19 protein-coding genes are annotated in these 25885 nt (G+C 72.7%); 15 read left to right on the top strand and 4 right to left on the bottom strand.

Annotated features, from left to right (window positions below):
- Positions 1 to 7: 7 nt before the first annotated feature.
- The 3 genes from ACFTZC_RS25790 to ACFTZC_RS25780 all read left to right on the top strand — a co-directional run bounded on the left by ACFTZC_RS25790 (position 8) and on the right by ACFTZC_RS25780 (position 4872).
- Complete coding sequence (locus ACFTZC_RS25790; RefSeq protein ID WP_382893568.1) at positions 8 to 745, top strand: GNAT family N-acetyltransferase; 738 nt, start codon at positions 8 to 10, stop codon at positions 743 to 745.
- Positions 746 to 1006: 261 nt separating this feature from the next.
- Entirely contained in the window at positions 1007 to 2863 is a 1857-nt protein-coding gene (locus ACFTZC_RS25785) for an IucA/IucC family protein (RefSeq protein ID WP_382893651.1), read from the top strand.
- A gap of 38 nt (positions 2864 to 2901) precedes the next feature.
- Positions 2902 to 4872 carry an ATP-dependent DNA helicase gene (locus ACFTZC_RS25780; protein WP_382893566.1) on the top strand — a complete coding sequence of 657 codons (1971 nt, stop codon included), beginning with the start codon at positions 2902 to 2904 and terminating at the stop codon, positions 4870 to 4872.
- Between the two features lie 175 nt (positions 4873 to 5047).
- Here the strand turns inward: ACFTZC_RS25780 and lexA are convergent, their stop codons facing one another.
- The gene (gene lexA / locus ACFTZC_RS25775; protein ID WP_382893564.1) at positions 5048 to 5839 is read right to left on the bottom strand and encodes a transcriptional repressor LexA; all 792 of its coding nucleotides are present in this window, start codon (positions 5837 to 5839) and stop codon (positions 5048 to 5050) included.
- Between the two features lie 600 nt (positions 5840 to 6439).
- On the opposite strand from lexA, the gene nrdR reads away from it, so the two are divergent.
- Positions 6440 to 6949, top strand: a complete 510-nt coding sequence (nrdR, locus tag ACFTZC_RS25770; RefSeq protein WP_365819865.1) for a transcriptional regulator NrdR — start codon at positions 6440 to 6442, stop codon at positions 6947 to 6949.
- A 144-nt stretch (positions 6950 to 7093) separates the two neighbouring features.
- Positions 7094 to 9994, top strand: coding sequence for a vitamin B12-dependent ribonucleotide reductase (locus ACFTZC_RS25765; RefSeq protein ID WP_382893561.1), 2901 nt, complete (start codon positions 7094 to 7096; stop codon positions 9992 to 9994).
- Positions 9995 to 10130: 136 nt separating this feature from the next.
- Here the strand turns inward: ACFTZC_RS25765 and ACFTZC_RS25760 are convergent, their stop codons facing one another.
- Complete coding sequence (locus ACFTZC_RS25760) at positions 10131 to 10652, bottom strand: TerD family protein (RefSeq protein ID WP_382893559.1); 522 nt, start codon at positions 10650 to 10652, stop codon at positions 10131 to 10133.
- 204 nt (positions 10653 to 10856) lie between these two features.
- On the opposite strand from ACFTZC_RS25760, the gene ACFTZC_RS25755 reads away from it, so the two are divergent.
- The 6 genes from ACFTZC_RS25755 to ACFTZC_RS25730 all read left to right on the top strand — a co-directional run bounded on the left by ACFTZC_RS25755 (position 10857) and on the right by ACFTZC_RS25730 (position 17067).
- Positions 10857 to 11462, top strand: coding sequence for a YdbC family protein (locus ACFTZC_RS25755; RefSeq protein ID WP_382893557.1), 606 nt, complete (start codon positions 10857 to 10859; stop codon positions 11460 to 11462).
- 175 nt (positions 11463 to 11637) lie between these two features.
- Positions 11638 to 12297 carry a histidine phosphatase family protein gene (locus ACFTZC_RS25750; protein ID WP_382893555.1) on the top strand — a complete coding sequence of 220 codons (660 nt, stop codon included), beginning with the start codon at positions 11638 to 11640 and terminating at the stop codon, positions 12295 to 12297.
- Between the two features lie 42 nt (positions 12298 to 12339).
- Positions 12340 to 13263: an ADP-ribosylglycohydrolase family protein gene (locus tag ACFTZC_RS25745; RefSeq protein ID WP_382893554.1), complete on the top strand. Its 924-nt coding sequence runs from the start codon at positions 12340 to 12342 to the stop codon at positions 13261 to 13263.
- 261 nt (positions 13264 to 13524) lie between these two features.
- Positions 13525 to 15270, top strand: coding sequence for a DUF4153 domain-containing protein (locus ACFTZC_RS25740; protein WP_382893552.1), 1746 nt, complete (start codon positions 13525 to 13527; stop codon positions 15268 to 15270).
- A 198-nt stretch (positions 15271 to 15468) separates the two neighbouring features.
- Positions 15469 to 16179 (top strand): ribonuclease HII, encoded by a 711-nt coding sequence (locus ACFTZC_RS25735; RefSeq protein ID WP_382893551.1) that lies wholly within the window; start codon positions 15469 to 15471, stop codon positions 16177 to 16179.
- A 231-nt stretch (positions 16180 to 16410) separates the two neighbouring features.
- Positions 16411 to 17067, top strand: a complete 657-nt coding sequence (locus ACFTZC_RS25730; protein ID WP_382893549.1) for a hypothetical protein — start codon at positions 16411 to 16413, stop codon at positions 17065 to 17067.
- A gap of 164 nt (positions 17068 to 17231) precedes the next feature.
- On the opposite strand, the gene ACFTZC_RS25725 is transcribed toward ACFTZC_RS25730, so the two are convergent.
- Positions 17232 to 17861 (bottom strand): hypothetical protein, encoded by a 630-nt coding sequence (locus ACFTZC_RS25725; protein ID WP_382893547.1) that lies wholly within the window; start codon positions 17859 to 17861, stop codon positions 17232 to 17234.
- A gap of 236 nt (positions 17862 to 18097) precedes the next feature.
- The gene (locus ACFTZC_RS25720) at positions 18098 to 20269 is read right to left on the bottom strand and encodes a RecQ family ATP-dependent DNA helicase (protein WP_382893545.1); all 2172 of its coding nucleotides are present in this window, start codon (positions 20267 to 20269) and stop codon (positions 18098 to 18100) included.
- 110 nt (positions 20270 to 20379) lie between these two features.
- On the opposite strand from ACFTZC_RS25720, the gene ACFTZC_RS25715 reads away from it, so the two are divergent.
- The 4 genes from ACFTZC_RS25715 (at position 20380) to ACFTZC_RS25700 (ending at position 25747) form a co-directional block, all read left to right on the top strand.
- Entirely contained in the window at positions 20380 to 21705 is a 1326-nt protein-coding gene (locus tag ACFTZC_RS25715; protein WP_382893543.1) for a DUF4192 domain-containing protein, read from the top strand.
- Between the two features lie 89 nt (positions 21706 to 21794).
- Positions 21795 to 22559 carry an NUDIX domain-containing protein gene (locus tag ACFTZC_RS25710; RefSeq protein ID WP_382893541.1) on the top strand — a complete coding sequence of 255 codons (765 nt, stop codon included), beginning with the start codon at positions 21795 to 21797 and terminating at the stop codon, positions 22557 to 22559.
- 164 nt (positions 22560 to 22723) lie between these two features.
- Positions 22724 to 24700, top strand: coding sequence for an ATP-binding cassette domain-containing protein (locus tag ACFTZC_RS25705; RefSeq protein ID WP_382893539.1), 1977 nt, complete (start codon positions 22724 to 22726; stop codon positions 24698 to 24700).
- 159 nt (positions 24701 to 24859) lie between these two features.
- The gene (locus ACFTZC_RS25700; RefSeq protein WP_382893537.1) at positions 24860 to 25747 is read left to right on the top strand and encodes a FadR/GntR family transcriptional regulator; all 888 of its coding nucleotides are present in this window, start codon (positions 24860 to 24862) and stop codon (positions 25745 to 25747) included.
- The last annotated feature ends 138 nt before the right edge of the window (positions 25748 to 25885 follow it).

Here is a 25885-nt window from a genome sequence, read left to right as displayed (position 1 = left end):
CGCCACTGTGCCTTCCACCGAAGCGAGCACCGACACCGGAACCGGCCCCGGCTCACCCACGGACGAGGCCACCGGGGACACCCTCGACCTGAGGCTGTCCGACGAACTCGTCGCACTGCTCGGAGAGGGCGATCCGATGGCCGTGACCCCACCGTCCGACGACGCCCGCACCGGTGATCTGCTCGACGCCCCGGAACGCTGGGGCCCCGCCACCACCCCCGCCGGGGTCCTCCAGCTCGTCCCGGTCCGGGTGGAGCGTGACCTCGCCCTGGTCAGCGGGTGGATGAACGATCCGGCAGTCGCCGCCTTCTGGGACCTCGCGGGCCCGGCCGCCGTCACCGAGGCCCATCTGCGGCCCCAACTCGACGGCGACGGACGGACCGTCCCCTTCCTCGGCGTGCTCGACGGCGTCCCCATGAGCTACTGGGAGCTGTACCGCGCGGACCTCGACCCCCTCGCGCGCCACTACCCGGCCCGCCCCCACGACACAGGGATCCACCTGCTGCTCGGCGGTGCCGTGAACCGGGGCCGCGGGGTCGGCACCATCCTGCTGCGGGCCGTCGCCGACCTGGTCCTCGACCACCGTCCCCGGTGCGGACGGGTCGTCGCCGAACCGGATCTGCGCAACACCCCGTCCGTCTCCGCGTTTCTCGGCGCAGGCTTCCGCTTCGCCGCCGAGGTCGAACTGCCGGACAAACGCGCCGCGCTCATGGTCCGCGACCGCGCGCTGCGCGACCTCCTGTGACAGGACCGCCGTCCCTCCGGCCCCGTACGCCCCGCCCGGCCGGCCACCCCGGACCACCCCGCTCGCTCCGTACGTCCCGCACGACCCGTACGTCCCGCATGTCCCGCTCGAACCCCATCGGTTCCCTCCCGAGGAGTCCTCGTGCCGACCTCCCCTGCATCCTCCGCATCGCCCGCCTCCTCCGCCACGCCCGACGCCGCCACCCCTGATGCCACTACTCCCGACGCCACCACCTCCGACGCCGCCGACCCCGCCGGCTCCATAGCCACCCCGGGCGCGCCGGTCCCCGAGGCCCCCGCCGGGCCCGCCCCGCTCTTCGCCCCGCCCGAGCTGAACCCGGCAGTGTGGGAGCGCGTGGCCGGCCGCCTGCTCGCCAAGACGCTCGGGGAATTCGCGTACGAGGAGATCATCGAGCCGGTACCCATGGCGGAACCGGCAGCGGAGCCCACAGCGCGGCCCGGCTCCGGCGGCTACGCCGTGACACTCGACGCCGGCGAGACGCTCACCTTCCGCGCGGAGCGCGCCGCGTACGGCCACTGGCGGGTCGACCCCGGCTCCGTACGGTGCGACGGCCGGCCCTTCACCGACCCCCTGCGCTTCCTGCTGCTGGCGCGGCGGCTCCTCGGCCTGGACGGCACCACCCTCGGCCACCTCGTCCGGGAACTCACCACCACGCTCGCCGCCGACGCCAAGCTCGACCACACCGCGCTCAGCGCCGCGGAACTCGCCGGCCTCGACTACGCGGAACTGGAAGGACACCAGACCGGCCACCCCTGGATCGTTCTCAACAAGGGCCGCGTCGGGTTCTCCGCCACCGACGCGGACCGCTGGGCGCCCGAGGGCCGCACCCCGGCCACGCTGCCCTGGATCGCCGTCAGCACCACCCTCGCCACCTACCGGGGTGTCGCCTCGCTCGCCACCCCGGACCAGCTCTACGCGCTCGAACTCGACGACGCCGTACGCGCACGGTTCGACACCGTGCTCCGGGACCGCGGCCTCGACCCCGCCGGCTACCTCTACCTGCCCGTCCACCCCTGGCAGTGGGACGAGGTGCTGATCCAGCTCTACGCGCCCGCCATAGCCCGGGGAGTGATCGTCCCGCTCCCCACCGACGGCGACCTCCGGCTGCCGCAGCAGTCGATCCGTACGTTCCTCAACGTCCGGCGGCCCGACCGGCACACGGTCAAGCTGCCGCTGTCCATCCTCAACACCCTCGTCTGGCGCGGACTGCCCACCGAGCGCACCCTCGCCGCACCCGCCGTCACCGCGTGGATGCACGGCGTGCGCGACGCCGACCCGTTCCTCCGCGACGAGTGCCGGGTCATCCTCCTCGGCGAGGTCGCCTCCGTGACCGTCGAGCATCCCCTCTACGACCACCTCCCCGAAGTCCCCTACCAGTACAAGGAACTGCTCGGAACGATCTGGCGCGAGCCCCTCCAGACCCGGCTGGCCCCAGGCGAACGCGCCCGTACGCTCGCCTCGCTCATCCATACGGATCCGCGGGGCCGCGCGTTCACCGCCGAACTGGTGGAGCGCTCCGGGCTCGCCCCTCAGGAGTGGCTGCGCCGCCTCTTCTCGGCGCTGCTCCCCGCGCTGCTGCACTTCCTCTACCGCTACGGGACGGTCTTCTCCCCGCACGGCGAGAACGCCATCGTCGTCTTCGACGACCGGGACGTGCCCGTACGGCTCGCCATGAAGGACTTCGTCGACGATGTGAACCTCAGCGCCCGGCCGCTGCCCGAGCACGACGCGATGCCCGCCGACGTGAAGGCCACGCTGCTCACGGAGGAGCCCGCCTTTCTCCCGCAGTTCATCCATTCAGGGCTTTTCATCGGAGTGTTCCGCTATCTGGCCCCGCTGTGCGCGGACCAACTGGGCGTGCCCGACGACGTGTTCTGGTCGCTCGTACGGGCGGAGATCCTGCGCTACCAGGCCAGGTTCCCCGAGCTGAAGGAGCGCTTCGAGACGTTCGACCTGCTCACACCGCGTATCGAGCGGCTCTGCCTCAATCGGAACCGGCTGCACCTCGACGGCTACCGGGACCGCTCCGACCGCCCGCACGCCGCCGTCCACGGCACGGTGCCCAACCCGCTCGCCGTCGTACGGACGAGCGAGTGAGCGTCGTTGTCGGTGGTGCCCCGTAGGGTGGTCGGGCTATGACGAAGCCATCACTCCCCGAGCTCCTCCACGCCGCCGTCAGCTCCGTCGGCGGCGTGGAACGGCCAGGCCAGGTCACCATGGCCGAGGCCGTCGCCCAAGCCATCGACGACCCCTCCCACCTGCTGGTCCAGGCCGGCACCGGCACCGGTAAGTCCCTGGGCTATCTGGTGCCCGCCCTGGCCCACGGAGAACGGGTCGTGGTGGCCACGGCGACGCTGGCCCTCCAGCGCCAGCTCGTGGAGCGTGACCTGCCGCGGACGGTCGACGCGCTGCATCCGCTGCTGCGCCGCCGCCCCCAGTTCGCCATGCTCAAGGGCCGGTCCAACTACCTCTGTCTGCACCGGTTGCACGAGGGGGTGCCGCAGGACGAGGAGGACGGCCTCTTCGACCCGTTCGAGGCGGCCGTGCCGACCAGCAAGCTCGGCCAGGACCTGCTGCGGATGCGGGACTGGGCGGACGAGACGGAGACGGGCGACCGGGACGATCTGACGCCGGGCGTCTCCGACCGGGCCTGGTCGCAGGTCTCGGTCTCGTCGCGGGAGTGCCTGGGGGCGTCGAAGTGCGCGTACGGCGCGGAGTGCTTCGCCGAGCTGGCGCGGGAGCGCGCCAAGCTCGCCGATGTCGTGGTGACCAATCACGCGCTGCTCGCGATCGACGCGATCGAGGGCGCTCCGGTCCTTCCGCAGCACGAGGTGCTGATCGTGGACGAGGCCCACGAGCTGGTTTCACGGGTCACCGGGGTGGCCACGGGGGAGCTGACCCCGGGGCAGGTCAACCGGGCCGTGCGCCGCTCGGCGAAGCTGGTGAACGAGAAGGCGGCGGACGCGCTCCAGACGGCGGCCGAGACCTTCGAGCGGCTGATGGAGCTGGCGCTGCCCGGCCGGCTGGAGGAGATCCCGGAGGATCTCGGCTTCGCCCTGATGGCGCTGCGGGACGCGGCGCGCACGGTCATCTCGGCGATCGGCTCCACACGCGACAAGTCCGTGCAGGACGAGGATGTCGTACGGAAGCAGGCGCTCGCGTCCGTGGAGTCCGTGCACGGTGTGGCGGAGCGGCTGGCGAACGGTTCGGAGTGGGACGTCGTCTGGTGCGAGCGGCACGACCGGTTCGGGGCGTCGTTGCGGGTCGCCCCGCTCTCCGTGTCGGGGCTGCTGCGGGAGAAGCTGTTCACCGACCGCTCGGTGGTGCTCACCTCGGCGACGCTCAAGCTCGGCGGTGACTTCAACGGGGTGGGCGCGTCCCTGGGCCTGGCACCGGAGGGTACGGAGGGCGAGGACGTCCCGCAGTGGAAGGGCATCGACGTCGGCTCGCCCTTCGACTACCGCAAGCAGGGCATTCTCTATGTGGCGCGCCATCTCTCCCCGCCGGGGCGGGAGGGCACGCGCGGCGACATGATGGATGAGCTGGCGGAGCTGGTGGAGGCGGCGGGCGGGCGGACGCTGGGGCTGTTCTCGTCGATGCGGGGTGCCCAGGCGGCGGCCGAGGAGCTGCGGGAAAGGCTGGACTCGCCGATCCTGCTCCAGGGTGAGGAGACACTCGGCGAGCTGATCAAGGCGTTCGCCGCCGATCCGAAGACCTGTCTCTTCGGGACCCTGTCGCTGTGGCAGGGGGTGGATGTGCCGGGCCCGAGCTCGCAGCTGGTGGTGATGGACCGGATTCCGTTCCCGCGTCCGGACGATCCGCTGATGAGTGCGCGGCAGAAGGCCGTGGAGGAGGGCGGCGGCAACGGCTTCATGGCCGTGGCGGCCACGCATGCCGCGCTGCTGATGGCCCAGGGTGCGGGGCGGCTGGTCCGGGCCACCGGTGACCGCGGTGTGGTCGCCGTTCTCGACCCGAGGCTGGCCAATGCGCGGTACGGCAGCTTTCTGCGGGCCTCGCTGCCGGATTTCTGGTACACCACGGACCGTAATCAGGTACGGCGGTCCCTCGCGAAGATCGACGAGGCGGCCCGGGCGGACGGACGGTAGCCGCTCCTGCGTTGCCCCGGCTCGGACCGTCGTGCGTTCGACGTCGCGCCTATGACGTCGTGCGTTCGACGTCGTGGCTCCGACGCCGTGGGTTCGACATTGCGCCTGTGACGTTGCGGTACACGAGAACTCGGCGTGTACCGCAACTGGATCCCGCGCGCTCGGTCCGGCCCTTTCAGACCCGGCGGAGGACGGCGACCACCTTGCCCAGGATGGTCGCGTCGTCACCGGGGATCGGCTGGTACGCGGCGTTGTGCGGGAGCAGCCAGACGTGGCCCTCCTCGCGGCGGAAGCGCTTCACCGTCGCCTCGCCGTCCAGCATCGCTGCCACGATGTCGCCGTTCTCCGCGACGGGCTGGCGGCGGACCGTCACCCAGTCGCCGTCGCAGATAGCGGCCTCGATCATCGAGTCACCGACGACCTTCAGCACGAACAGCTCGCCGTCGCCCACCAGCTGGCGGGGGAGGGGGAAGACGTCCTCGACGGACTCCTCCGCGAGGATCGGTCCGCCGGCGGCGATCCGGCCGACCAGCGGGACGTACGACGCGGCGGGCTTGCCCGTCGTGTCCGTCTGCTGGGTGCTCGGCTGGTCCGACCCTCGGACCTCGTACGCCCGCGGCCGGTGCGGGTCGCGGCGCAGAAAGCCCTTGCGCTCCAGGGCCATCAGCTGGTGGGCCACCGACGAGGTGCTGGAGAGGCCCACGGCCTGGCCGATCTCCCGCATCGAGGGCGGGTATCCCCGACGCTGGACGGAGTCGCGGATGACTTCGATCACCCTGCGCTGGCGGTCCGTGAGGCCCGAGCTGTCCGCCCTGATCCCTGGAGGTCGCCCGGGCATCGAACGGGTGGGCTTGGCGCCCTCCGGGTTCGTGGCTGTGTCATTCACATTCATTACATGCACCGGATCGAGTCGGCCCTGGGAGCGGTCCTGGGCGGTGATGGTGGCACTGTCTGCGGTGGTGGTCACGGTGGCCCCTCTCGAAATGTTCTCCCTGGCTGGACAACGGTAGTAGCTTTCGAAAGGTTGCGCCAAACACACGTTCGAGTGAAAAATCGCGGAGTGTCTGTTGTGCGCGGCCGACTGGGTGTATGAGCAGGCTTTTCCGGGTGGGACGGCGCCGTCCGGCGGTGCGCCGCGGGGCTGACTCCGGACCTCGGCAGGGGCTCGTCCCCCGGCCGCCGGCGGGGGCCCGGGGGCCGTCCCGAGGATGCCGACGGGGGCCTCCGGGGGGTGTCCCGCGGCCGTCCGCGGGGGCCTGCGGCGCGCCGCCCGGGGCCGTCTCAGTCTCGCATCCGGTGGCCCGCGAGACCCGGCGCCGCGCCCTTCCCGTACGCTCTTGGCCGGTCGCTGCGGCCCCGCCGCACCCGCCCCGACGCGCGACACGCGCCGGGGCCTAGGATGCAACCAAACCCCAGATCTAGTGGTTGGATTGGCTCAGCCACCCAGAAGTTGTGGTCCCGGGTCTTCGGTCCCGAGGACATCGCCTATGCTGGGGCTTGCTTCGAGGGGCTTTTCCGGGCCCTGACGGGGCTATTCAGTCGTGCTGTGAAGGAGGGGTTGGGAGCCATGCACTGTCCCTTCTGCAGGCACCCCGACAGCCGGGTCGTCGACAGCCGCACCACCGACGACGGGACGTCCATCCGGCGCCGTCGCCAGTGCCCCGACTGCTCCCGCCGTTTCACGACGGTGGAGACCGCGTCGCTGATGGTGATCAAGCGCAGCGGCGTGACCGAGCCCTTCAGTCGCACCAAGGTCATCTCCGGCGTGCGCAAGGCGTGCCAGGGGCGGCCGGTCACCGAGGACGCCCTCGCCCAGCTCGGCCAGCGGGTCGAGGAAGCGGTGCGCGCCACCGGCAGCGCCGAGCTGACCACCCACGACGTGGGGCTGGCCATACTCGGCCCGTTGCAGGAACTCGACCTCGTCGCGTACCTGCGCTTCGCGTCCGTGTACCGGGCGTTCGATTCGCTCGAAGACTTCGAGGCCGCCATCGCGGAACTGCGTGAGCGGCCTCCCTCGGAGGAATGCGGCACCGGCGAGACCCTTGAGGTCCCCGTGCCCGCCACCGCCGCGGACTGACCGGCCGGCTCGATCCCGGCCGCTCCGCGGCGATCAAGACCTGTCACGGGTGCTCTGTGTGCACCCGAGGCATCAGACACACACTCCGTGCCACGGGAAGAACATGGCACGGCAGGGCGTTTTTGTACGTATATGGGAGGCGGCATGACAGAGACGGCGAGCGGCCCGGCACGAGGTTCCCGCACCAAGGGTTCCAAGACCGGCAAGGGGCTGCGCATCGAGCGGATCCACACGACCCCCGGCGTGCATCCGTACGACGAGGTGGCCTGGGAGCGCCGTGACGTCGTCATGACCAACTGGCGCGACGGCTCGGTCAATTTCGAGCAGCGTGGCGTCGAGTTCCCCGACTTCTGGTCGTTGAACGCGGTCAACATCGTCACCAGCAAGTACTTCCGCGGGGCCGTCGGCACCCCGCAGCGCGAGACCGGGCTCAAGCAGCTCATCGACCGGATCGTGAAGACGTACCGGAAGGCGGGTGAGGATTACCAGTACTTCGCGTCCTCCGCCGACGCCGAGATCTTCGAGCACGAGCTGGCGTACGCCCTCCTGCACCAGGTCTTCAGCTTCAACTCGCCCGTGTGGTTCAACGTCGGCACGCCCCAGCCGCAGCAGGTCTCGGCCTGCTTCATCCTGTCCGTCGACGACTCCATGGACTCGATCCTCGACTGGTACAAGGAAGAGGGAATGATCTTCAAGGGAGGATCGGGCGCGGGCCTGAACCTCTCCCGGATCCGCTCCTCCAAGGAACTCCTCTCCTCCGGCGGCAACGCCTCGGGCCCCGTCTCCTTCATGCGCGGCGCCGACGCCTCCGCCGGGACGATCAAGTCCGGCGGCGCCACCCGGCGCGCGGCCAAGATGGTCATCCTCGACGTCGACCACCCCGACATCGAGGACTTCATCGAGACGAAGGTCAAGGAGGAGGAGAAGATCCGCGCCCTGCGCGACGCGGGCTTCGACATGGACCTGGGCGGCGACGACATCACGTCCGTCCAGTACCAGAACGCCAACAACTCGGTCCGGGTCAACGACGAGTTCATGAAGGCCGTCGAGGCCGGCGGCAAGTTCGGGCTGCGCGCCCGGATGACCGGCGATGTCATCGAAGAGGTCGAGGCCAAGTCTCTCTTCCGCAAGATGGCCGAGGCCGCCTGGGCCTGCGCCGACCCGGGCATCCAGTACGACGACACGATCAACCATTGGCACACCTGCCCCGAGTCCGGCCGGATCAACGGCTCGAACCCGTGCAGCGAGTACATGCACCTGGACAACACCTCGTGCAACCTGGCCTCGCTGAACCTGATGAAGTTCCTCAAGGACGACGGCAAGGGCAACCAGTCCTTCGAGTCCGAGCGCTTCGCCAAGGTCGTCGAGCTGGTCATCACCGCGATGGACATCTCCATCTGCTTCGCGGACTTTCCGACGCAGAAGATCGGCGAGAACACCCGGGCCTTCCGCCAGCTGGGCATCGGCTACGCCAACCTCGGCGCGCTGCTGATGGCCACGGGCCACGCGTACGACTCCGACGGCGGCCGGGCCCTGGCCGGCGCCATCACCTCGCTGATGACGGGCACGTCCTACCGCCGCTCGGCCGAGCTGGCCGCGGTCGTCGGTCCGTACGACGGCTACGCCCGCAACGCGGAGCCGCACAAGCGCGTCATGAAGCAGCACGCCGATGCCAACGCCGCGGCCGTCCACGTCGACGACCTGGACAGCCCGGTCTGGGCCGCCGCCACGGAGGCGTGGCAGGACGTGCTGCGTCTCGGCGAGAAGAACGGATTCCGCAACGCCCAGGCGTCGGTCATCGCGCCCACCGGCACCATCGGGCTCGCGATGTCCTGCGACACCACGGGACTTGAGCCCGACCTCGCGCTCGTCAAGTTCAAGAAGCTGGTCGGCGGCGGCTCGATGCAGATCGTCAACGGCACCGTGCCGCAGGCGCTGCGCCGGCTCGGCTACCCGGCGGAGCAGATCGAGGCGATCGTCGAGCACATCGCCGAGCACGGTGTGGTGGTCGACGCCCCCGGTCTGAAGACCGAGCACTACGAGGTCTTCGACTGCGCGATGGGCGAGCGCTCCATCTCCGCGATGGGCCACGTCCGCATGATGGCGGCCATCCAGCCGTGGATCAGCGGCGCGCTGTCCAAGACGGTGAACCTGCCGGAGACCGCCACCGTCGAGGACGTCGAGGAGGTCTACTTCGAGGCGTGGAAGATGGGCGTCAAGGCGCTGGCGATCTACCGCGACAACTGCAAGGTCGGTCAGCCGCTCTCCGCGAAGAAGAGGGACGAGAAGGTCGCGGAGAAGGCCGAGGAGACCATCCGCGAGGCCGTCGAGAAGGTCATCGAGTACCGCCCGGTCCGCAAGCGTCTGCCCAAGGGCCGTCCGGGCCTCACCACCTCCTTCACGGTGGGCGGCGCCGAGGGGTACATGACCGCCAACTCCTACCCGGACGACGGTCTCGGCGAGGTCTTCCTCAAGATGTCGAAGCAGGGCTCGACGCTCGCGGGCATGATGGACGCCTTCTCGATCGCCGTCTCGGTCGGTCTGCAGTACGGCGTGCCGCTGGAGACGTACGTCTCCAAGTTCACCAACATGCGGTTCGAGCCGGCCGGGATGACGGACGACCCGGACGTACGGATGGCGCAGTCGATCGTCGACTACATCTTCCGCCGTCTCGCCCTGGACTTCCTGCCCTTCGAGACCCGCTCCGCGCTCGGCATCCACTCGGCCGAGGAGCGCCAGCGCCACCTGGACACCGGTTCGTACGAGCCGGTCCTCGACCTCGACGTCGACGGTGTCCTCGACGCGGAGGGCCTGACTCCGGCGGCTCCGTCCCGTCCGGCCGCGTCGCAGCAGGCCACCGCTGCGGCGGCCAAGCCGGCCGTGGTCCCGGCGCCCAAGGAGGCGCACACCTCGGCCGAACTGGTCGAGATGCAGCTCGGCATCAGCGCCGACGCACCGCTCTGCTTCTCCTGCGGTACGAAGATGCAGCGGGCCGGGTCCTGCTACATCTGCGAGGGCTGCGGCTCCACGAGCGGCTGCAGCTGAGCCGCCACGCGGTGACGAGGTAGTCCCGTAACACTGAGGGGCGGTGGGCCGAAGCGGCCCGCCGCCCCTTGGGCGGTGCGGCGCGCTCAGCCTCCGTACCCCCTCCTTCTCGGTCCTCGACCGCCGCCCCGGACCGTCAGCCGCCGCCCATCAGGGCGCCGAACGACTGGGGGTCCGTGTCGAAGCCGTGCACGACCGGACGGAACTGCCAGGTGCCGCCGGCCTCCCGGGTGAACTCCGCGAAGGTCGCCGCCGTCGCGGCGGCCACCCCGGCGAAGTCGTGCTCCGACAGCTCCGTGTACCCCTCCGCCAGCCGGACCGAGGTGTTGGCTATGTCCCCGAACGTCCGGCGGCCGTTCTGCTGCTGGATGGCCACACCCACGACCACGCGGCGGTAGTCCGCCCCCAGCCGGTCCAGCTCCAGGGTCATCTCCTCGTCGGAGCCGAAGCCCTGGCCCGTACGGCTCTCGCGGTCCAGCGTGATCGTCCCGTCCGGGGAGCGGCTGCCGAAGTGGACCAGATAGGCGGGTGTGCCCGGGGCGTCCGCCGTGTAGGTCGCCGCGATGAGATCCAGGTCATGGGCGGGCCGGCCCATCGGGCTGGGATCCCATTTGAGGGTGACCTCGACCTTGGACACTCCCCGGTTGAAACTGCTCACCAGTCCTCCCCCTCCTCGGAATCGGTGCGGATGTCCGGACCTGGTACACCAGGCTAGACGGCGCCACTGACAACCCGGCGCCGCATCTGGCCAGTTGACGCCACCTTGGCCGATACTCGACGGATCCGGCGGTGCCACGGGGTGGCCGCCGCGTCCCGAACGGGGCGTGACCCGTGCCACGTTCCGCCCCCGTACGATGGCGCCGTGCTGGTCAAGTGGATTCGCTGCACCGTGATCGACCGTCGAGGCTTCGAACGCGGGCAGCGGAAATGGGCGGGGTTGCTCGGTGAGCCGGGGTTCCGGGGGCAGGGCGGGGGATGGAGCAGGTCGCGGCCGGGTGTCGTCCATGTCTTCACGTTCTGGGAGAGCCGTGCGTTCTACGACTCGTTCATGGCGCGCTCGCACGACCGGCTCTCCGCCTCGCAGTCCGGCACGTACAAGGACATCCAGGTCAAACTCTTCGACTACCGCTTCGACGTGAAGACCGGCTTCGAGCCCCGCTTCACCGACGCGGACGTGGTGCGCGTCGCGCACTCCCGGGTGCACGAGGAACGGGTGGAGCACTTCGCCCTCATGCAGGAGAAGGTGTGGAACCCCGCGATGGCCGGTTCGCCGGGGATGGTGCGCGGGCTCTTCGGAGAGGCGCCCGGCCATGAGTTCATCGTCCTGTCCATGTGGCAGTCGGCGGCCGAGCACGGCAAGTACCGCGTCGAGCGGGTCGAGCGGCTGACGCTGCGCGCCCAGACGGCCACCGACGTCGCGGCGCTGGCCGGGGACGTCATCGATCTGGAGCCGTCCTGGACGGTGTGAACGGCGGTGTGGACGAGGGGCGGACCAGGGCGTGGACGAGGGGGTGCCGGACGGCGTGACCGGCGGCCCGGCCGACGGTGCGCGCGGGGTGCCGGGCCCGCCCGGCTACGCCGGATGGGCGCCCGGAGTGCCGGGCGGTCGCACGGTGCGGAGCCGGGCGATCTAGGGTCGTGTCATGGCACGACCGCGGCGCATTGTCCTTGTCCGGCACGGTGAATCGGAAGGCAACGCAGATGACACGGTGTACGAGCGCGAGCCCGACCATGCCCTGAGGCTGACCGAGAAGGGCCGCAGACAGGCCGAGGAGACGGGGGTACGGCTGCGCGAGCTGTTCGGCCGCGAGCCGGTCAGCGTCTTCGTCTCGCCGTACCGCCGTACCCACGAGACCTTCGAGGCGTTCGGGCTCGACCCCGGCCAGGTGCGGATACGCGAGGAGCCCCGGCTGCGCGAGCAGGACTGGGGGAACTGGCAGGACCGTGAGGACGTACGCCTCCAGAAGGCGTACCGCGACGCGTACGGGCACTTCTTCTACCGCTTCGCCCAGGGGGAGTCCGGGGCCGACGTCTACGACCGTGTCGGGGCCTTCCTGGAGTCCCTGCACCGCAGCTTCGAGACGCCCGACTCGCCGGAGAACGTCCTGCTGGTGACCCACGGGCTGACCATGCGGCTGTTCTGCATGCGGTGGTTCCACTGGTCGGTCGCGGAGTTCGAGTCGCTGTCCAACCCCGGCAACGCGGAGTACCGGATCCTGCTGCTGGGCCCCGACGGCCGCTACACCCTGGACCGGCCGTTCGAACAGTGGCGTGTCCCGGAGCCGTACGGCCGCACGGGATAAACCCGCGCCGAACCGGCCCGTACCGGCTAAAATCCCCGCTCGATGACCTCTGATTCCGTTGATTCCGTATCCGGCCGGCGCTTCGAACGCGCCCTCGCCAGCCTGCGGGGGCTGGCCGTGGGAGACGCCCTGGGCTCCCAGTTCTTCGTACCCGCGAACTATCCGCTGCTGAAGCGCCGGGAGCTGCCGCCCGGCGACTGGCAGTGGACCGACGACACCGAGATGGCCGCGTCGGTGCTGGCCGTGCTGGCCGCGCACCACCGGGTCGACCAGGACGCCCTCGCGCGCTCCTTCGCCGAGCACCACGACTTCGACCGTGGCTACGGGCCCGCCGTGAACCGGATGCTCCGGCTGATCAGGGAGGGCGGTGACTGGCGCGAGCTGGCCGCCGGACTCTTCGACGGCCAGGGCTCCTGGGGCAACGGCGCCGCGATGCGGATCGCGCCGCTCGGCGCCTGGTACGCGGACGACCCCGAGCAGGCCACGCACCAGGCCGAGATCTCCGCGTACACCACCCACCAGCACCGCGAGGCGGTGACGGGCGCCATGGCGGTGGCCGCGGCGGCCGCGCTCGCCGCCGCCCCGGGCGGGCCGCCCACGGCGGAGTCGCTGCTCGACGGGGTGGTGGCGCTGGTGCCGCGCAGCGCGGTCGGGGCGGGGCTGCGCCGGGCGCGGGACATGCTGGACTACGACGACCCGGGCACCGTCGCCGCCGTGCTCGGCAACGGGCGGCGCACCTCCGCGCACGACACCGTGCCGTTCGCCCTCTGGTCTGCGGCGCGGGGGCTCGGCGACTTCGAGCGGGCCTTCTGGACGACGGCGCGGGCCGGCGGCGACGTCGACACCAACTGCGCCATCGTCGGGGGAGTGGTCTCGGCCGCCGGGGCGAGCGGGGCGCCGCCGGGGCACTGGCGGAGGCGTACGGAGGCGCTGCCGGGGTGGCTGCCGGGGGCCGCCGCGTCCTGAGGGGCCGCGTCCTGACGGGCCGCCTCGGGGCGGGACGTTCCGCCCCGAGGCGGCCGGGAGGGGCGGTTTACGCGGCGTATGCGCCGTTCATTGTCACGGCCCTGCCACAGCCGCCCTCCCGGAGGCATGCCTCGCCGAAAGCTGTGCTTACCCTTTCGGCCACGCCGCCGTGTTGATCTTCGACCGGCGCGCGCCGATCGAGACACCGGGTGCCGCGCTCCGCTCCTCCGCGGCGAACGGGCCCGGTCGGGAGGGGGTCCCGTGACAGATTCACCGTCCAGAACCGGGCCGGCCGCGGAGCCGGACCCGTCGCCGGAAGCCGAGGCAGCAGCCCAAGCCGAGGCAGAAGGAGAAGCCGGAGCAGGAGTCGAAGCAGGAGCCAAAGCCCAAGCCAAAGGCGAACCGCGGGACGCGGTCGAGCCGTCGTCCGCCGCGCGGACCCGCGCCCACGGCGAGCATCACCAGGGCGCCGTGCCCCCGCCGGACCCCGCGCGCCAGTACCGCGAGCCGTGGCAGCAGTGGCAGCCCCGGCGCGAACCACCCGCCTGGCAGGCCGAGGTGAGGCCCGAGCCGCCCGCCCGGATCAGGACCGCCACCCTGTGGTCGTCCCTGGCGACCGCCCTGCTCAGCGCCCTGCTGCTGCGCGACGGGATCGGCCTGAACCTGCTGTTCGTGGCCGTCCCCGCCGCTCTCGCGGCCTTCTTCGCCGCCCGGGCCGCGGGTCGGCTGCCGCGCCCCTGGACGCTGGTCTGGGCGGGCGGCGGACTCGTGCTGCTGGCCGTGCCCGCGCTGCGCGACGCGGGCCTGCCCGTCTTCCTCGCCGTCGTCTCCGCCGTGGCGCTCGGCGCGCTGGCGCTGCACGGGAGCCGCACCTGGCCGGGGGTGCTCCTCGGGCCCGTGGGACTGGTCGGCGCGGTCGGCCCCGGCACCGTCTGGGCCCTGCGCGGTCTGCGCGAGCGCGCGGGCGGAACCCGCGGCCGGGTGGTCCCCGTACTGCGCGCGCTCGCGGTCGCCGGCGTCCTGCTGATCGTGTTCGGCACGCTCTTCGCGAGCGCCGACGCCGCGTTCGCCGAACTCCTCGGCTCCCTCACCCCCGACGTCTCCGACTCCGGGGCACCCTGGCAGCTTCTCCTCTTCGGGCTCGGCCTCCTCGGCGCCCTGGCCGCCGCGCACACCGCCGCGTCGCCGCCGCGCTGGGACCGGGTGACCGTACGGCCAGGGAAGGCCCGGGGCCGTACGGAATGGGCGCTTCCGCTGATCGTCCTCAACCTGCTCTTCGCGGCCTTCATCGCCGTCCAGCTCGTGGTGCTCCTCGCCGGATACGACGCGGTGGCGGCGGAGACCGGGCTGACGCCCGCCCAGTACGCGCGCCAGGGCTTCTGGCAGCTCCTGTGGGTCACGCTGCTCGTCCTGGTGGTGATCGTGGCGGCCATCCGGTGGGCCCCGCGCGGCGGGGCGCGCGACGCCGTACTGGTCCGCGCGGTACTGGGCACCCTCTGCGTGCTCACCCTCGTCGTGGTCGCCGCCGCGCTGCGCCGGATGGACCTGTACGTCGACGCCTTCGGCCTGACCCGGCTGCGGGTCTCCGTGACGGCGATGGAGCTGTGGCTCGGGCTGGTGATCGTCCTGATGCTGGTGGCCGGCGCCACGAAGGGCCGCTGGCTGCCGCGCGCCGTCGCCGCGAGCGCCGGGGCCGGCGTCCTCGCCTTCGGCCTGGTCTCGCCGGACGCGCTGGTCGCGGAGCGGAACGTACAGCGGTACGAGCGCACCCACAAGATCGACGTCGAGTACTTCCGCGAGTTGTCCGCCGACGCGGTACCGGCGCTGGACCGGCTCCCCGAGCCGCTGCGCTCGTGCGCCCTGCGCGGCATCGCCGACGGCCTGGGGCCCGGGGACGAGCCCTGGTACGCGACCAGCCTGGCCGAGAGCCGGGCCCGCGACCTGCTGGCGGAGCGCGGCGTACGGAGCGATGCGACCTGCCCGGGGGAGAACCGCTACCGGTGGTGAGACCGGGCGCCGCAGGTGACGGGATCCGGGTCTGACGCCGCCGCGCGTCGGACCCGCGTGCCCCCGGATGCCCCGCGAACTCCGCCCGCGCGGGGGCGTGCTGGGCGGGTTCGCGGTGATGTGCCCGACTCCCCGGCGCCGTACGGCCGGTACCCGGTCTGTCGTGTGGCGTGCGGGCGGCGTAACCTGGCAGGTGCCATGCCGTACGAACCACCCACGCACACCGTTGAGCGCTCGCTGCGCGCCACCACGGACGCCAGGATCATCGCCGGCGTCGACGAGGTCGGACGCGGAGCGTGGGCAGGTCCGGTCACGGTGTGCGCGGCCGTCACCGGACTGCGCAGACCCCCGGCGGGTCTCACCGACTCCAAGCTCATCACCCCCAAGCGCCGTACGGAGCTGGCCGATGAACTGGAGGCGTGGGTCACGTCGTACGCCCTCGGGCACTCCTCCCCGGAGGAGATCGACGCCCTCGGGATGACCGCGGCACTCAGGCTCGCCGCCGTACGCGCCCTGGAGGCGCTGCCGGTACGGCCCGACGCGGTGATCCTGGACGGCAAGCACGACTATCTCGGAGGACCCTGGCGGGTGCGTACGGTCATCAAGGGCGACCAGTCCTGCGTCTCCGTGGCGGCCGCCTCGGTGCTCGCCAAGGTGCGCAGGGACGCGATGATGGCCGAACTGGGCGCCGGGTCCGAGGAGTACGTACCCTTCGCGTTCGGCGCCAACGCCGGTTACCCCTCACCGGTGCACCGGGCGGCGCTGGCGGAGTGGGGGCCGACGGCGCACCACCGGCTCTCGTGGTCCTATCTCGACGCGCTGCCCCGGTGGCGGCACCTCAAGAAGGTCCGGGTCCCCGAACAGGTCGCCGCTATGGAAGGCGGGGGCCAACTCGGCTTCGATTTCTGACCGTCGACCATCCGACACCGGACCGTCCGGCGTCCGGAGCATCCGGCTCCGGAACGTTCGGCTCCGGAACATCCGGCCTCGGAACGTGAGACTTCCGGTACGGGTCCTCTCCGGGTCACCCCGGTGACCCGTCCGGCGAACCCCGCCCGGGTGCCTCACGGCCTCGGGCACGGGCACGAATGAGCCCACCCACCGATGCTTTTCGCACCGGTGTTTGATAGACATCCAGTCATGCCTCTCATCCCTCAGGAGCCTCAGATTCACGAGAGAGCCCAGGGTCCCAGCGCCACGCCGGCCACCGGTCGCACCGCTTCGACCCCCCGTCCCGTACCCGGTCCGCGTCCCGTACCCGGGCCGCGTTCCGCGACGACACCGAGGCCCGGACGTCCGGGTCCCGGTCCCGCGAGGCCCGCGCCGCCGGCGCAGCGCTCGCACAGCTCCGCCGGTCAGCCGAAGGCGTCCGGCACCGCCGACTCCGCCCCTTCCACCTCTTCCACCGCCCCCCAGGTCCAGGTGATCCCGGCTCCGGTGGGCGGCGCGCTGGACGCCGCCGAGGAGGCGATCGACCTGCTGCTGGACGCGGGCCGGGCGCCGGGCGACATCCTGGTGCTCACCACCGGCGAACAGCACCCGTGGGCCACCCACGAGCTGTCGTTCGGCGAGAGCGCGTACTGGGCCCAGCACGACGCCCGCGAGGACGTGTTCTTCGCGGACGCCGCCGCCGTCTCCCGCGCGCAGTCCCGGCCCGTCGTGGTCGTCGCCGTCAACGGTGGCGGTGACGCCGCCGTCGCCAAGGCGCTGCCCCTGGCCCGCTCGCGGGCCACCGCGCTGCTCGTCGTCTGCGGCGACGCCGAGCGGATCAACGCCGTGCTCGGCGCGGGCGTCTGAGCCGGGCGCCATCCGGCGCGTCCGCCGGGAGCGGTCACGCCGGTACGTCCGGTACGTTCCGACGGTGACCCGGCCGCCTCTTTCAGGAGGGTGGCCGGGCCGCTTCGGAGAGCCGTCCGCGGGGGATGCGCGCGGCGGCCGCTCCGCCCTCGGCGGGCGGCCGTTCAGCGGGCGGCGGTACGGCGCAGCGCCTCGACCGCGCCACCACCGCCCCGCAGGGGTGACATGACGGGATCGGCCGCCGTCTCCGCGAGGCTCGCCGGGGGCGAGTCCGAGCTGGGGCGACGGCCCCCGCGGCCCTCGCCCAGTACCTGCCAGCCGCCGCGTGTCAGCGTGATGTACGCGCCGCAGCGCAGCCCGTGCAGCGTGCACGCGTCGCGCAGCCCCCACATCCAGGCGCCGTCCTCCTCCGTCCAGCGCTCGTCGCCCTCGCGGCAGTAGAGCAGCACGGCCGTGCGCACCGGCGTGCGCCGACGCAGATCGTGCGGGATGACCCGACGCAGGTGTGCCAGCAGCGCGTTGCGGAACTCCCAGCCGTCCACGGGCGCGGCGCGTGGCACGAACGACGCGCTGGCGGCCAGCCGTTCCTCGGGATCGAGCACGGCCACCACGGCGGTCGCCGGGGTCGGCGCGTGCCGGCTGTGCAGACCGCTGACGACCTCACGGGGATTGCGCAGGAGCGGAATCCCGGCGGCGGCCCACTCGGCGGGTTCGAGCATTCTGGCGAGGCGGCTGACGGAAGCGGCCTGACCGTTGATCGAAGTGGCTGTGGACGGAGCGAATCCGAAGGTCACGTTCCTCCCTTCGCATACGCGCCCACAATGCGGGCAGGGTCGGGTGGGGACGCGCCGCGGCACAGCCCTTGCGGAGCGCGAGGAGACCGTGCGGGGGCACTTCCAATTCTCACCGGCACGGGGGCGTGCGGCAACGAGCAATTGGCGCCGCTGGTGGGAATGGAGGGGTTTGACCGCTATATACCCGCGCGGTCCCCGCCGTGCCGCGCTCCATGTGCTGAAGCTCCGGCTCCGGTTCAGCTCTGAACGGCGAGGACCAGCGGAAAGACACCCTCGGCCCCGGCCCTGCGGAGCAGCCGGGTGGCCACCGCGAGCGTCCATCCGCTCTCCGAGAGGTCGTCGACGAGCAGGACGGGCCCGCCGGCCGCCGCCAGCGCCGCCGCCAGCTCCGGGGGCACGGTCAGCGACTCGTGCAGACCTCGCACCCGCTGCGCGCCGTTGGTGCGGGAGATCCGGGTGTCGGCGGCCCCCGGCGCGTACGCGACCGCACCGAGCAGCGGCATCCTGCCGATCTCCGAGATGCGGGCGCCGAGCGAGTCCACCAGCCGGGGCCTGGCGCGGGAGGCGACCGTGACCACACCGACCGGACGGGGCGGCGCGTCCTCGGCGCCGGAGGCCCAGCCGCCCGGGCCCTTCGCCCAGTCGGCGAGCACACTCACCACGGCGCCCACCACGTCGTCGGGCACCGGACCGTCGGTGGCGCGCGCCGCCAGCATCGGGCGGAGCCGGTTTCCCCAGCCGATGTCGGAGAGGCGCCCCAGGGCCCGGCCCGGGAAGGACTGCTCCCCGGGCGCGATCCGCCCCTTGAGGGAGACCCCGACCGCGGCGAGGCCGGTCGGCCACATCTTGCGGGGCTCCATCTCCACCCCGGGCCTGCCCAGCTCGCCGCGGGCGGCGTCGAGCGCGGCGGCGGTCACCTTGGCCTCGAAGCGCGTCCCCGCGCAGTTGTCGCACCGTCCGCAGGCCACCGCCTCCTCGTCGTCGAGCTGACGCCGCAGGAACTCCATCCGGCACCCCGTCGCCGACGCGTAGTCACGCATCGCCTGCTGCTCGCTCTCCCGCTGCCGCGCCACCCACGCGTACCGCTCCGTGTCGTACACCCACGGCCGGTCCGTCGACGTCCAGCCGCCCTTGACGCGGTGCACCGCCCCGTCCACGTCCAGCACCTTGAGCATCGTCTCCAGCCGGGTCCGCCGCAGCTCCACCAGCGGCTCCAGGGCCGGCAGCGACAGCGGCTTGTCGGCGCGCCCCAGCACGTCGAGCGTGCGGCGGACCAGCTCCTCCGGCGGGAAGGCCACCGACGCGAAGTACTCCCAGATCGCCTCGTCCTCCTTGCCCGGCAGCAGCAGCACCTCGGCGTGGGCCACCCCGCGCCCCGCGCGCCCCACCTGCTGGTAGTAGGCGATGGGGGAGGAGGGCGAGCCGAGATGGACCACGAAGCCGAGATCGGGCTTGTCGAACCCCATGCCCAGCGCGGACGTCGCCACCAGCGCCTTCACCCGGTTCCCCAGCAGATCGTCCTCGGCCTGCTGCCGCTCCGCGTTCTCCGTACGACCGGTGTACGAGGCGACGGTGTGCCGGCACTGCCGCAGGTAAGCCGTGACCTCCTCCGCCGCCGCGACCGTCAGGGTGTAGACGATCCCCGATCCCGGCAGCTCGCCGAGGTGGTCGGCCAGCCACGCCAGCCGGTGCGCCGCGTCCGGCAGCCGCAGCACATGGAGGCTGAGGCTCTCCCGGTCCAGCGGCCCGCGCAGCACCAGCGCGTCCGTCCCGGCGCCCGTGCCCAACTGCTCGGCGACATCGGCGCTCACCCGGGAGTTGGCCGTGGCTGTGGTGGCGAGCACCGGGACACCGGCCGGCAGCTCCGCGAGCATCGTGCGCAGCCGCCGGTAGTCGGGGCGGAAGTCATGGCCCCAGTCCGAGATGCAGTGTGCCTCGTCGACCACCAGCAGGCCCGTCGCCGCCGAGAGGCGGGGCAGCACCTGGTCGCGGAAGTCGGGGTTGTTGAGCCTCTCCGGGCTGACCAGCAGCACGTCGACCTCGCCCGCGGACACCTCGTCCTGGATCGTGTCCCACTCCTCCGCGTTGGACGAATTGATCGTCCGGGCGCGGATCCCGGCCCGCGCGGCGGCCTCCACCTGATTGCGCATCAGCGCGAGGAGCGGCGAGACGATCACGGTCGGGCCCGCGCCCCGCTGCCGCAGCAGCGACGTCGCCACGAAATACACCGCGGACTTGCCCCACCCCGTGCGCTGGACGACCAGCGCGCGGCGCCGGTCGGCGACGAGCGCCTCGATGGCCCGCCACTGGTCCTCGCGCAGCCGGGCGGTGCCGGTGGCGTCACCGACCAGGCGGGCGAGGACGGAGTCGGCGGAGGCCCGGAGCGCGGCGCGGTCTGCGTTGGTCATGGCCCCATGCAACCCGATGGGTCCGGCAAACCGCGAATGGCGCCGGCGACCTGTGGACAAGTTATCCACAGGCCCGAGCGGGATCCGGCGGAATCCGGCACGGTCGAGCCATGAACACGCACCGCGAACACCACGAACCGGCCGGATCCGCCGCCGAGCAGCCGATCACCCTGCGCAGCCCCGGCGAGCTCGCCGACGCCCTGCCCTATCTCCTCGGATTCCATCCCTCCGACTCCGTCGTCATGGTCGCCCTGCACGGCGAGCGAGGACGCTTCGGCGGGCGGCTCAGGCTGGGCATCCCGCGCTCGCCCGCGGAGTGGCCGCCCGTCGCCGACCAGCTCGCCGAGTGCCTGATCGAGGGCAGCGAGCGCCGCGGCTCCCGCCCCGACGCCATCGTCGCCTTCCTCTGCCAGGACCCGGGCGCGGACGAGACGGGCCGGCAGGTGATGGAGCGGCTGCGCCCCCTCGCCCAGCGGCTGCGCACCGCGTGCGGTGCCCTCGACGTCCCCGTGCACGAGGTCCTCTGCATCTCAGACGGCCGCTTCTGGTCCTACTGCTGCCCCGACCCGCGCTGCTGTCCGCCGGAGGGGACCGGCCTCGCCCTGCCGGGCACCTCGGTGATGGCCGCGGCCGCCGCGTACGCCGGGGTCCAGGTGCGCGGTTCGCTACGGGAGATGGAGGCGCGGCTGGCGCCCTGGACCGACCCGGCCGCCGTCATCGCGCAGGAGCGGGCGCTCGACCACGCGGGCGCCTCGCTCGTGCCGAGGATCCTGATCGAGGGGAGCAGGGAGAAGGTCGGCGCCGAGACGCTGACGCTGGCCCGCTCCCTGATGGAACGGCTGGGCGGTACGCCGACCGGCGGGACCGGCGGGACCGGCGGGACCGGCGCGGACGCCGAGGACGACCGGCTCATCACGGACGACGAGGCCGCGGCCGTCCTTCTCGGCCTCCAGGACCGGGTGACCCGGGACCGGGCCGCGGAGTGGATGGAGGGGCCGGACGCCGCACCCGCGTTACGGCTCTGGCGCGCGCTGTCCCGCCGCTGCGTCGGCCCGTACGCGGAACACGCGACCGCGCCGCTCACCCTGGCCGGCTGGGTCGCCTGGTCCACCGGGGACGACCCGGGCGCCCGGGTGGCCCTCGGGCTCGCGCTGCGGCTCGATCCCCGGTATGTCTTCGCCCAGTTGCTCCACCAGGCGTGCAACGAGGGGCTGGACCCCGAGACGCTACGCCGTTGTCTGCGCGAGGAGCGGGTCGCCCGCGCGCTGCCCGGCCCGCGCGCCACGAGCCGCCGGACCAAGCCGCGGGCCGCGCGTCCGCCCGCGCCGCGGAGGGTCCCCGAGCCGAAGCGGCCGCGCCCCGGCGCCGGGGCGGCGCGCGGCCGGGACGTCGCGGTACGGCGCGGCGGACAGCGCGGGACCAGGAGCGGGCGATGACGGCGGGCGGCGGCGGTGACGGCCCGGAAGTAGTGGGCGTGAATGACGGAAGGAGTGTTTATCGTCAGGCAGACGCCTAAGATCGCGGCATGTCGCCCTACGACCCCTCGGCCTACCCGGCATTCGCCGTCACCGTTGATCTGGTGGTGCTCACCGTCCGCCGTCACGCGCTCTGCGCGCTGGTCGTGCGGCGCGGAGAGCCGCCCTTCCAGGGACGGTGGGCGCTGCCCGGCGGCTTCGTCAAGGCCGACGAGGACCTCGCGGGCGCGGCGGCGCGCGAACTGGTGGAGGAGACCGGGCTCTGCGCCCACGACCCGGTCTCGCCGGCCCCCGGGAACGCCGCGCACCTCGAACAGCTCGCCACGTACGGCGATCCCGGGCGCGATCCCCGGATGCGGGTGGTCAGCGTGGCGCACCTCGCGCTCTCGCCCGACCTGCCCGCGCCCCGGGCCGGGGGCGACGCCAACAACGCCCGCTGGGCCCCGGTCGACGCGCTGCTCGGCCAGGAGGGCGGCTTCGGCCGGGAGGACGAGCAGCCCGCGCAACTCGCCTTCGACCACGCGCGGATCCTCGCGGACGGGGTGGAGCGCGCCCGCTCCAAGATCGAGTACTCCTCGCTCGCCACGGCGTTCTGCCCGTCCGAGTTCACCGTCGGCGAGCTGCGCAGGGTGTACGAGGCCGTGTGGGGCGTGGTGCTCGACCCCCGCAACTTCCACCGCAAGGTCACCGGCACCCCGGGCTTCCTGGTCCCGTCCGGGGGCACCACCACCCGTCAGGGCGGTCGGCCCGCACAGCTGTTCAGGGCCGGCGGGGCCACCGTACTCAACCCGCCGATGCTGCGCCCCGAGGTCTGACGTGTGCGGTGCCGGCGGGTGAGATCCGGCGGGTGAGATGCGGTGTCCGAGGTCCGACGGGCGGAACTCGAACGGGCGCCCTTGACTGGCGAATCGGACATATCGCGTTATCGTGCTGCGGTACCGCTGCCGTCGTGCGGTCTCACCTCCTTGCGAGAGAAGCGATGCTCCAGGCCATCGGACTGACCAGTGCCCCCCGCCGGGACCTCACGCCCGCCGTGGACGATCTGACCTTCGAGGCGCGACCCGGCTCGGTCACGGCGCTCCTCGGTGCCCCCGGCGCGGGCAAGACCACCGCGCTCCGGCTGATGCTCGAACTCGAACCGGGCCGCGGCGTCACCTACTTCCGCGGACGTCCGCTCCACCGGGTCGCCCACCCGGCCCGCGAGATCGGGGTGCTCCTCGGCGACGTGCCCGGTCATCCCGCGCGCACCGTCCGCGGCCAGCTCAAGCTGGTCTGCGCCGCCGCCGGTGTGCCCGCCTCCCGCGCCGACGAACTCCTCGACGTCGTCGGGCTCGCCCCCCTGCGCGACGAACGGCTCGGCTCCCTGTCGCGCGGCACGGACCGCAGACTCGGCCTCGCCGTCGCGCTGCTGGGCGATCCGCACACCCTGCTGCTCGACGCGCCGTCCGCGGAGCTCTCGACGCGCGAGAGGAACTGGCTGCACGGACTGCTGCGCGCCCACGCGGGGCAGGGCGGCACCGTGCTCTACACCACGGACGACCCCAAGGAGGCCGCCCGGGCCTCGGACCGCGTCGTCACCCTCGACGAGGGCCGGCTCGTGGCCGACCAGGACACCGCCGCCTTCGCCCGTACCCGCCTGCGGCCCCGCGTCGCCGTCCGGACCCCGCACGCCGCCCGGCTCGCCGACGCGCTGAACCGCGAGGCCCGCGCCGGGCGGCGCTCCGTCGAAGTGGTCGCCGAGGCGGGCAGCCTGCTCACCGTCTACGGCAGCAGCTGCCCGGAGATCGGGGAGACCGCCTTCCGGCACGGCGTCCTCGTCCACCGGCTCGCCGACGAGACCGGCGACATGGGCCCCACGCCCGCCCCCGCTCCCGCCGTTGCCTCCGCCTCCGCCGTTGCCCCGGCTCCCGCCCCTGCCTCCGCCCCGGCTCCCGTACCCGCCCCCGCCCCTGCCCCCGCTCCCGTGCATGCCTCCGCCCCGGCTCCCGCCCTTGCCCCTGCCGGCACCACCGTTCCCATCCCCGGCCCGGCCTGCGCGCCCGTGCCCGGTCCCGGCGTCGCCCCGGAGGCCCGCGCGGGAACCCGGCCCCCCGCCCGTCCTGTCGCGGACCCCCGTCCCCGTACCGGCCGTCCCCGCGCCGGCGAACCCGCCCGGCTGCCGTCGCCACTGCCCGGGCGTCCGGTCCGCTCCCCGCTCCGGCCCGTCCGCTACGAACTGCGCCGCATGTTCGGCGTGCGCACCGCGCCGCTGATCATGGCCGCCGCGCTCGTCGCGTCCGTCGCCCTCGCCGTGCCCCTCGCCCGCACCGGCGGGACCCCGCTGCCCGGACTGCTCGCCGCCTGGCCCGTGATCCTGCCGCTGCCGCCCGCCGTCCTCGGCGCCGGTCTGCTCGGCGCGCTCTCCTTCGGCGACGAGTTCCGCCACCCCACCCTCGGGAGCGCGCGCGGCACCGTTCCGCGCCGCCTCGCCCTGCTCCTCGCCAAGCTCGCCGTCACGGCCGCCGTGGCCCTCTTCCTCGCGTTCCTCGCGGTACTGGCCGACGGCGCGGCGCTACGCCTCGTGTACGGCGCCGCCGCCTTCCCTGTTCCCTCCAACTGGGCTTCTCTGTCAGCGGGTTGGGCCGGACTGGCGGTCGGCTGCGCCTGGGCCGGGCTGCTCGGTGCCGGGGTCTTCCGGATCACGATCGCGGGCATGGCCGCCGTGGTCGCCGTACCGACGCTGGTCGGTCCGCTGATCCAGAAGGTGTTCGCCGGGCCGTCCGTGCGCTCGGTCGCCGGACTCCCGGGCAGACTGCGGGACCTGGCCTGGCCGGCTTGGCCCGGCCAGGCCGACCTGTGGCTGACGGCGACGCTCAAGCTCGCGTCCCAGCCCGTCGCGGCGGCGCTCACCCTGTCGTTGTCGGCCCTGCTCTGCGCGTATCTGCTCACCGGCCTTCGCCGCAGGCCCCGTTGGTGACCATGTACGACCGGAGAGTCACCTCCTGGCCGTAACTCCCCTGATAACGCCCGCTTCTTTCCGATAAGGCGTCAATCGAAGGGCGGGCGCCGATCACCCTTTCGTGTGCTTTTCACCAAAGACCTCAAGGCGCGTGGAGGCAACGCCGACAAAGGATGCGTGAGTACCCTTGCGCACACCATGATGACCGCCGCCCGCTCCGCCGAGTCCGGCCTCGCCGAACCCGGTGAACTCGACCGCTACCCCTTCGCCGAGGCACCCGGCGCCGACCGTATGGCCGCACCTGTCTGGGACGGCGCCGATACCGATCTGGGCCGCGTGGGACGGCGTACGACAAGCAGCCGGGGCCGCGGACTGCACGGCCAACTCGTCCAGCAGCTCGGACAGATGATCGTCTCCGGTGATCTGGGCGCCGACCGGCCGCTCGTTCCCGAGGAGATCGGCCAGCGCTTCGAGGTCTCCCGCACGGTGGTGCGGGAGTCGCTGCGCGTTCTTGAGGCGAAGGGACTCGTCAGTGCCCGGCCCAATGTCGGTACCCGGGTCCGGCCGGTCAGTGACTGGAACCTGCTCGATCCCGACATCATCGAATGGCGCGCTTTCGGGCCGCAGCGCGACGATCAGCGACGTGAGCTGAGCGAGTTGCGCTGGACGATCGAGCCCCTCGCCGCGCGGCTGGCGGCCGGCCACGGCCGGGCCGATGTGCAGCAGCGCCTCGCGGACATGGTCGGGATCATGGGCCACGCCCTCGCCCAGGGCGACGCGATCACTTTCGCGCGGGCCGACGCCGAATATCACTCCCTGCTGATCCAGCTCGCCGGCAACCGGATGCTGGAGCACCTCGCGGGCATCGTCTCGGCCGCCCTCCAGGTCTCCGGCGGTCCGGTGACCGGCTGTGACCGCCCCACGGAGGCGTCGCTCGACCACCACGCGCGGATCGTCGACGCCCTCGCCTCCGGGGACGCGCACGCCGCGGAATCGGCCATGCGCCAACTGCTCACCGTCCAGCCCGACGTGGAGCGTGTCGTGCCGGCGCCGCGCGAGCACTGAGCGCTCCCCGGGGCCAGGGCGTACGGGGAAGTACGCGTCGTGGGTGGGCGGGGGGGCCGGCGCCGCCGCCCCACCGGGGGGGGGGGGTTAAACCCGCAGGGCGCCGTTGGGCCCCTTTGGGGTGTGTAGGGGCCCCGG

This window comes from Streptomyces sp. NPDC056987 (assembly GCF_042673865.1).
Lineage (GTDB): Bacteria > Actinomycetota > Actinomycetes > Streptomycetales > Streptomycetaceae > Streptomyces.
The sequence above is the reverse complement of the archived record's forward strand: the minus strand, read 5'-3'. Positions and strand labels throughout refer to the sequence as shown.

Coding starts and splice junctions, on each gene's coding strand:
- ACFTZC_RS25745 (WP_382893554.1), top strand. CDS start 12,340: ATGACCTCTGATTCCGTTGATTCCGTATCCGGCCGGCGCTTCGAACGC.
- ACFTZC_RS25765 (WP_382893561.1), top strand. CDS start 7,094: ATGACAGAGACGGCGAGCGGCCCGGCACGAGGTTCCCGCACCAAGGGT.
- ACFTZC_RS25720 (WP_382893545.1), bottom strand. CDS start 20,269: ATGACCAACGCAGACCGCGCCGCGCTCCGGGCCTCCGCCGACTCCGTC.
- ACFTZC_RS25730 (WP_382893549.1), top strand. CDS start 16,411: ATGCCTCTCATCCCTCAGGAGCCTCAGATTCACGAGAGAGCCCAGGGT.
- ACFTZC_RS25735 (WP_382893551.1), top strand. CDS start 15,469: ATGCCGTACGAACCACCCACGCACACCGTTGAGCGCTCGCTGCGCGCC.
- ACFTZC_RS25710 (WP_382893541.1), top strand. CDS start 21,795: ATGTCGCCCTACGACCCCTCGGCCTACCCGGCATTCGCCGTCACCGTT.
- nrdR (WP_365819865.1), top strand. CDS start 6,440: ATGCACTGTCCCTTCTGCAGGCACCCCGACAGCCGGGTCGTCGACAGC.
- ACFTZC_RS25715 (WP_382893543.1), top strand. CDS start 20,380: ATGAACACGCACCGCGAACACCACGAACCGGCCGGATCCGCCGCCGAG.
- ACFTZC_RS25750 (WP_382893555.1), top strand. CDS start 11,638: ATGGCACGACCGCGGCGCATTGTCCTTGTCCGGCACGGTGAATCGGAA.
- ACFTZC_RS25705 (WP_382893539.1), top strand. CDS start 22,724: ATGCTCCAGGCCATCGGACTGACCAGTGCCCCCCGCCGGGACCTCACG.
- ACFTZC_RS25780 (WP_382893566.1), top strand. CDS start 2,902: ATGACGAAGCCATCACTCCCCGAGCTCCTCCACGCCGCCGTCAGCTCC.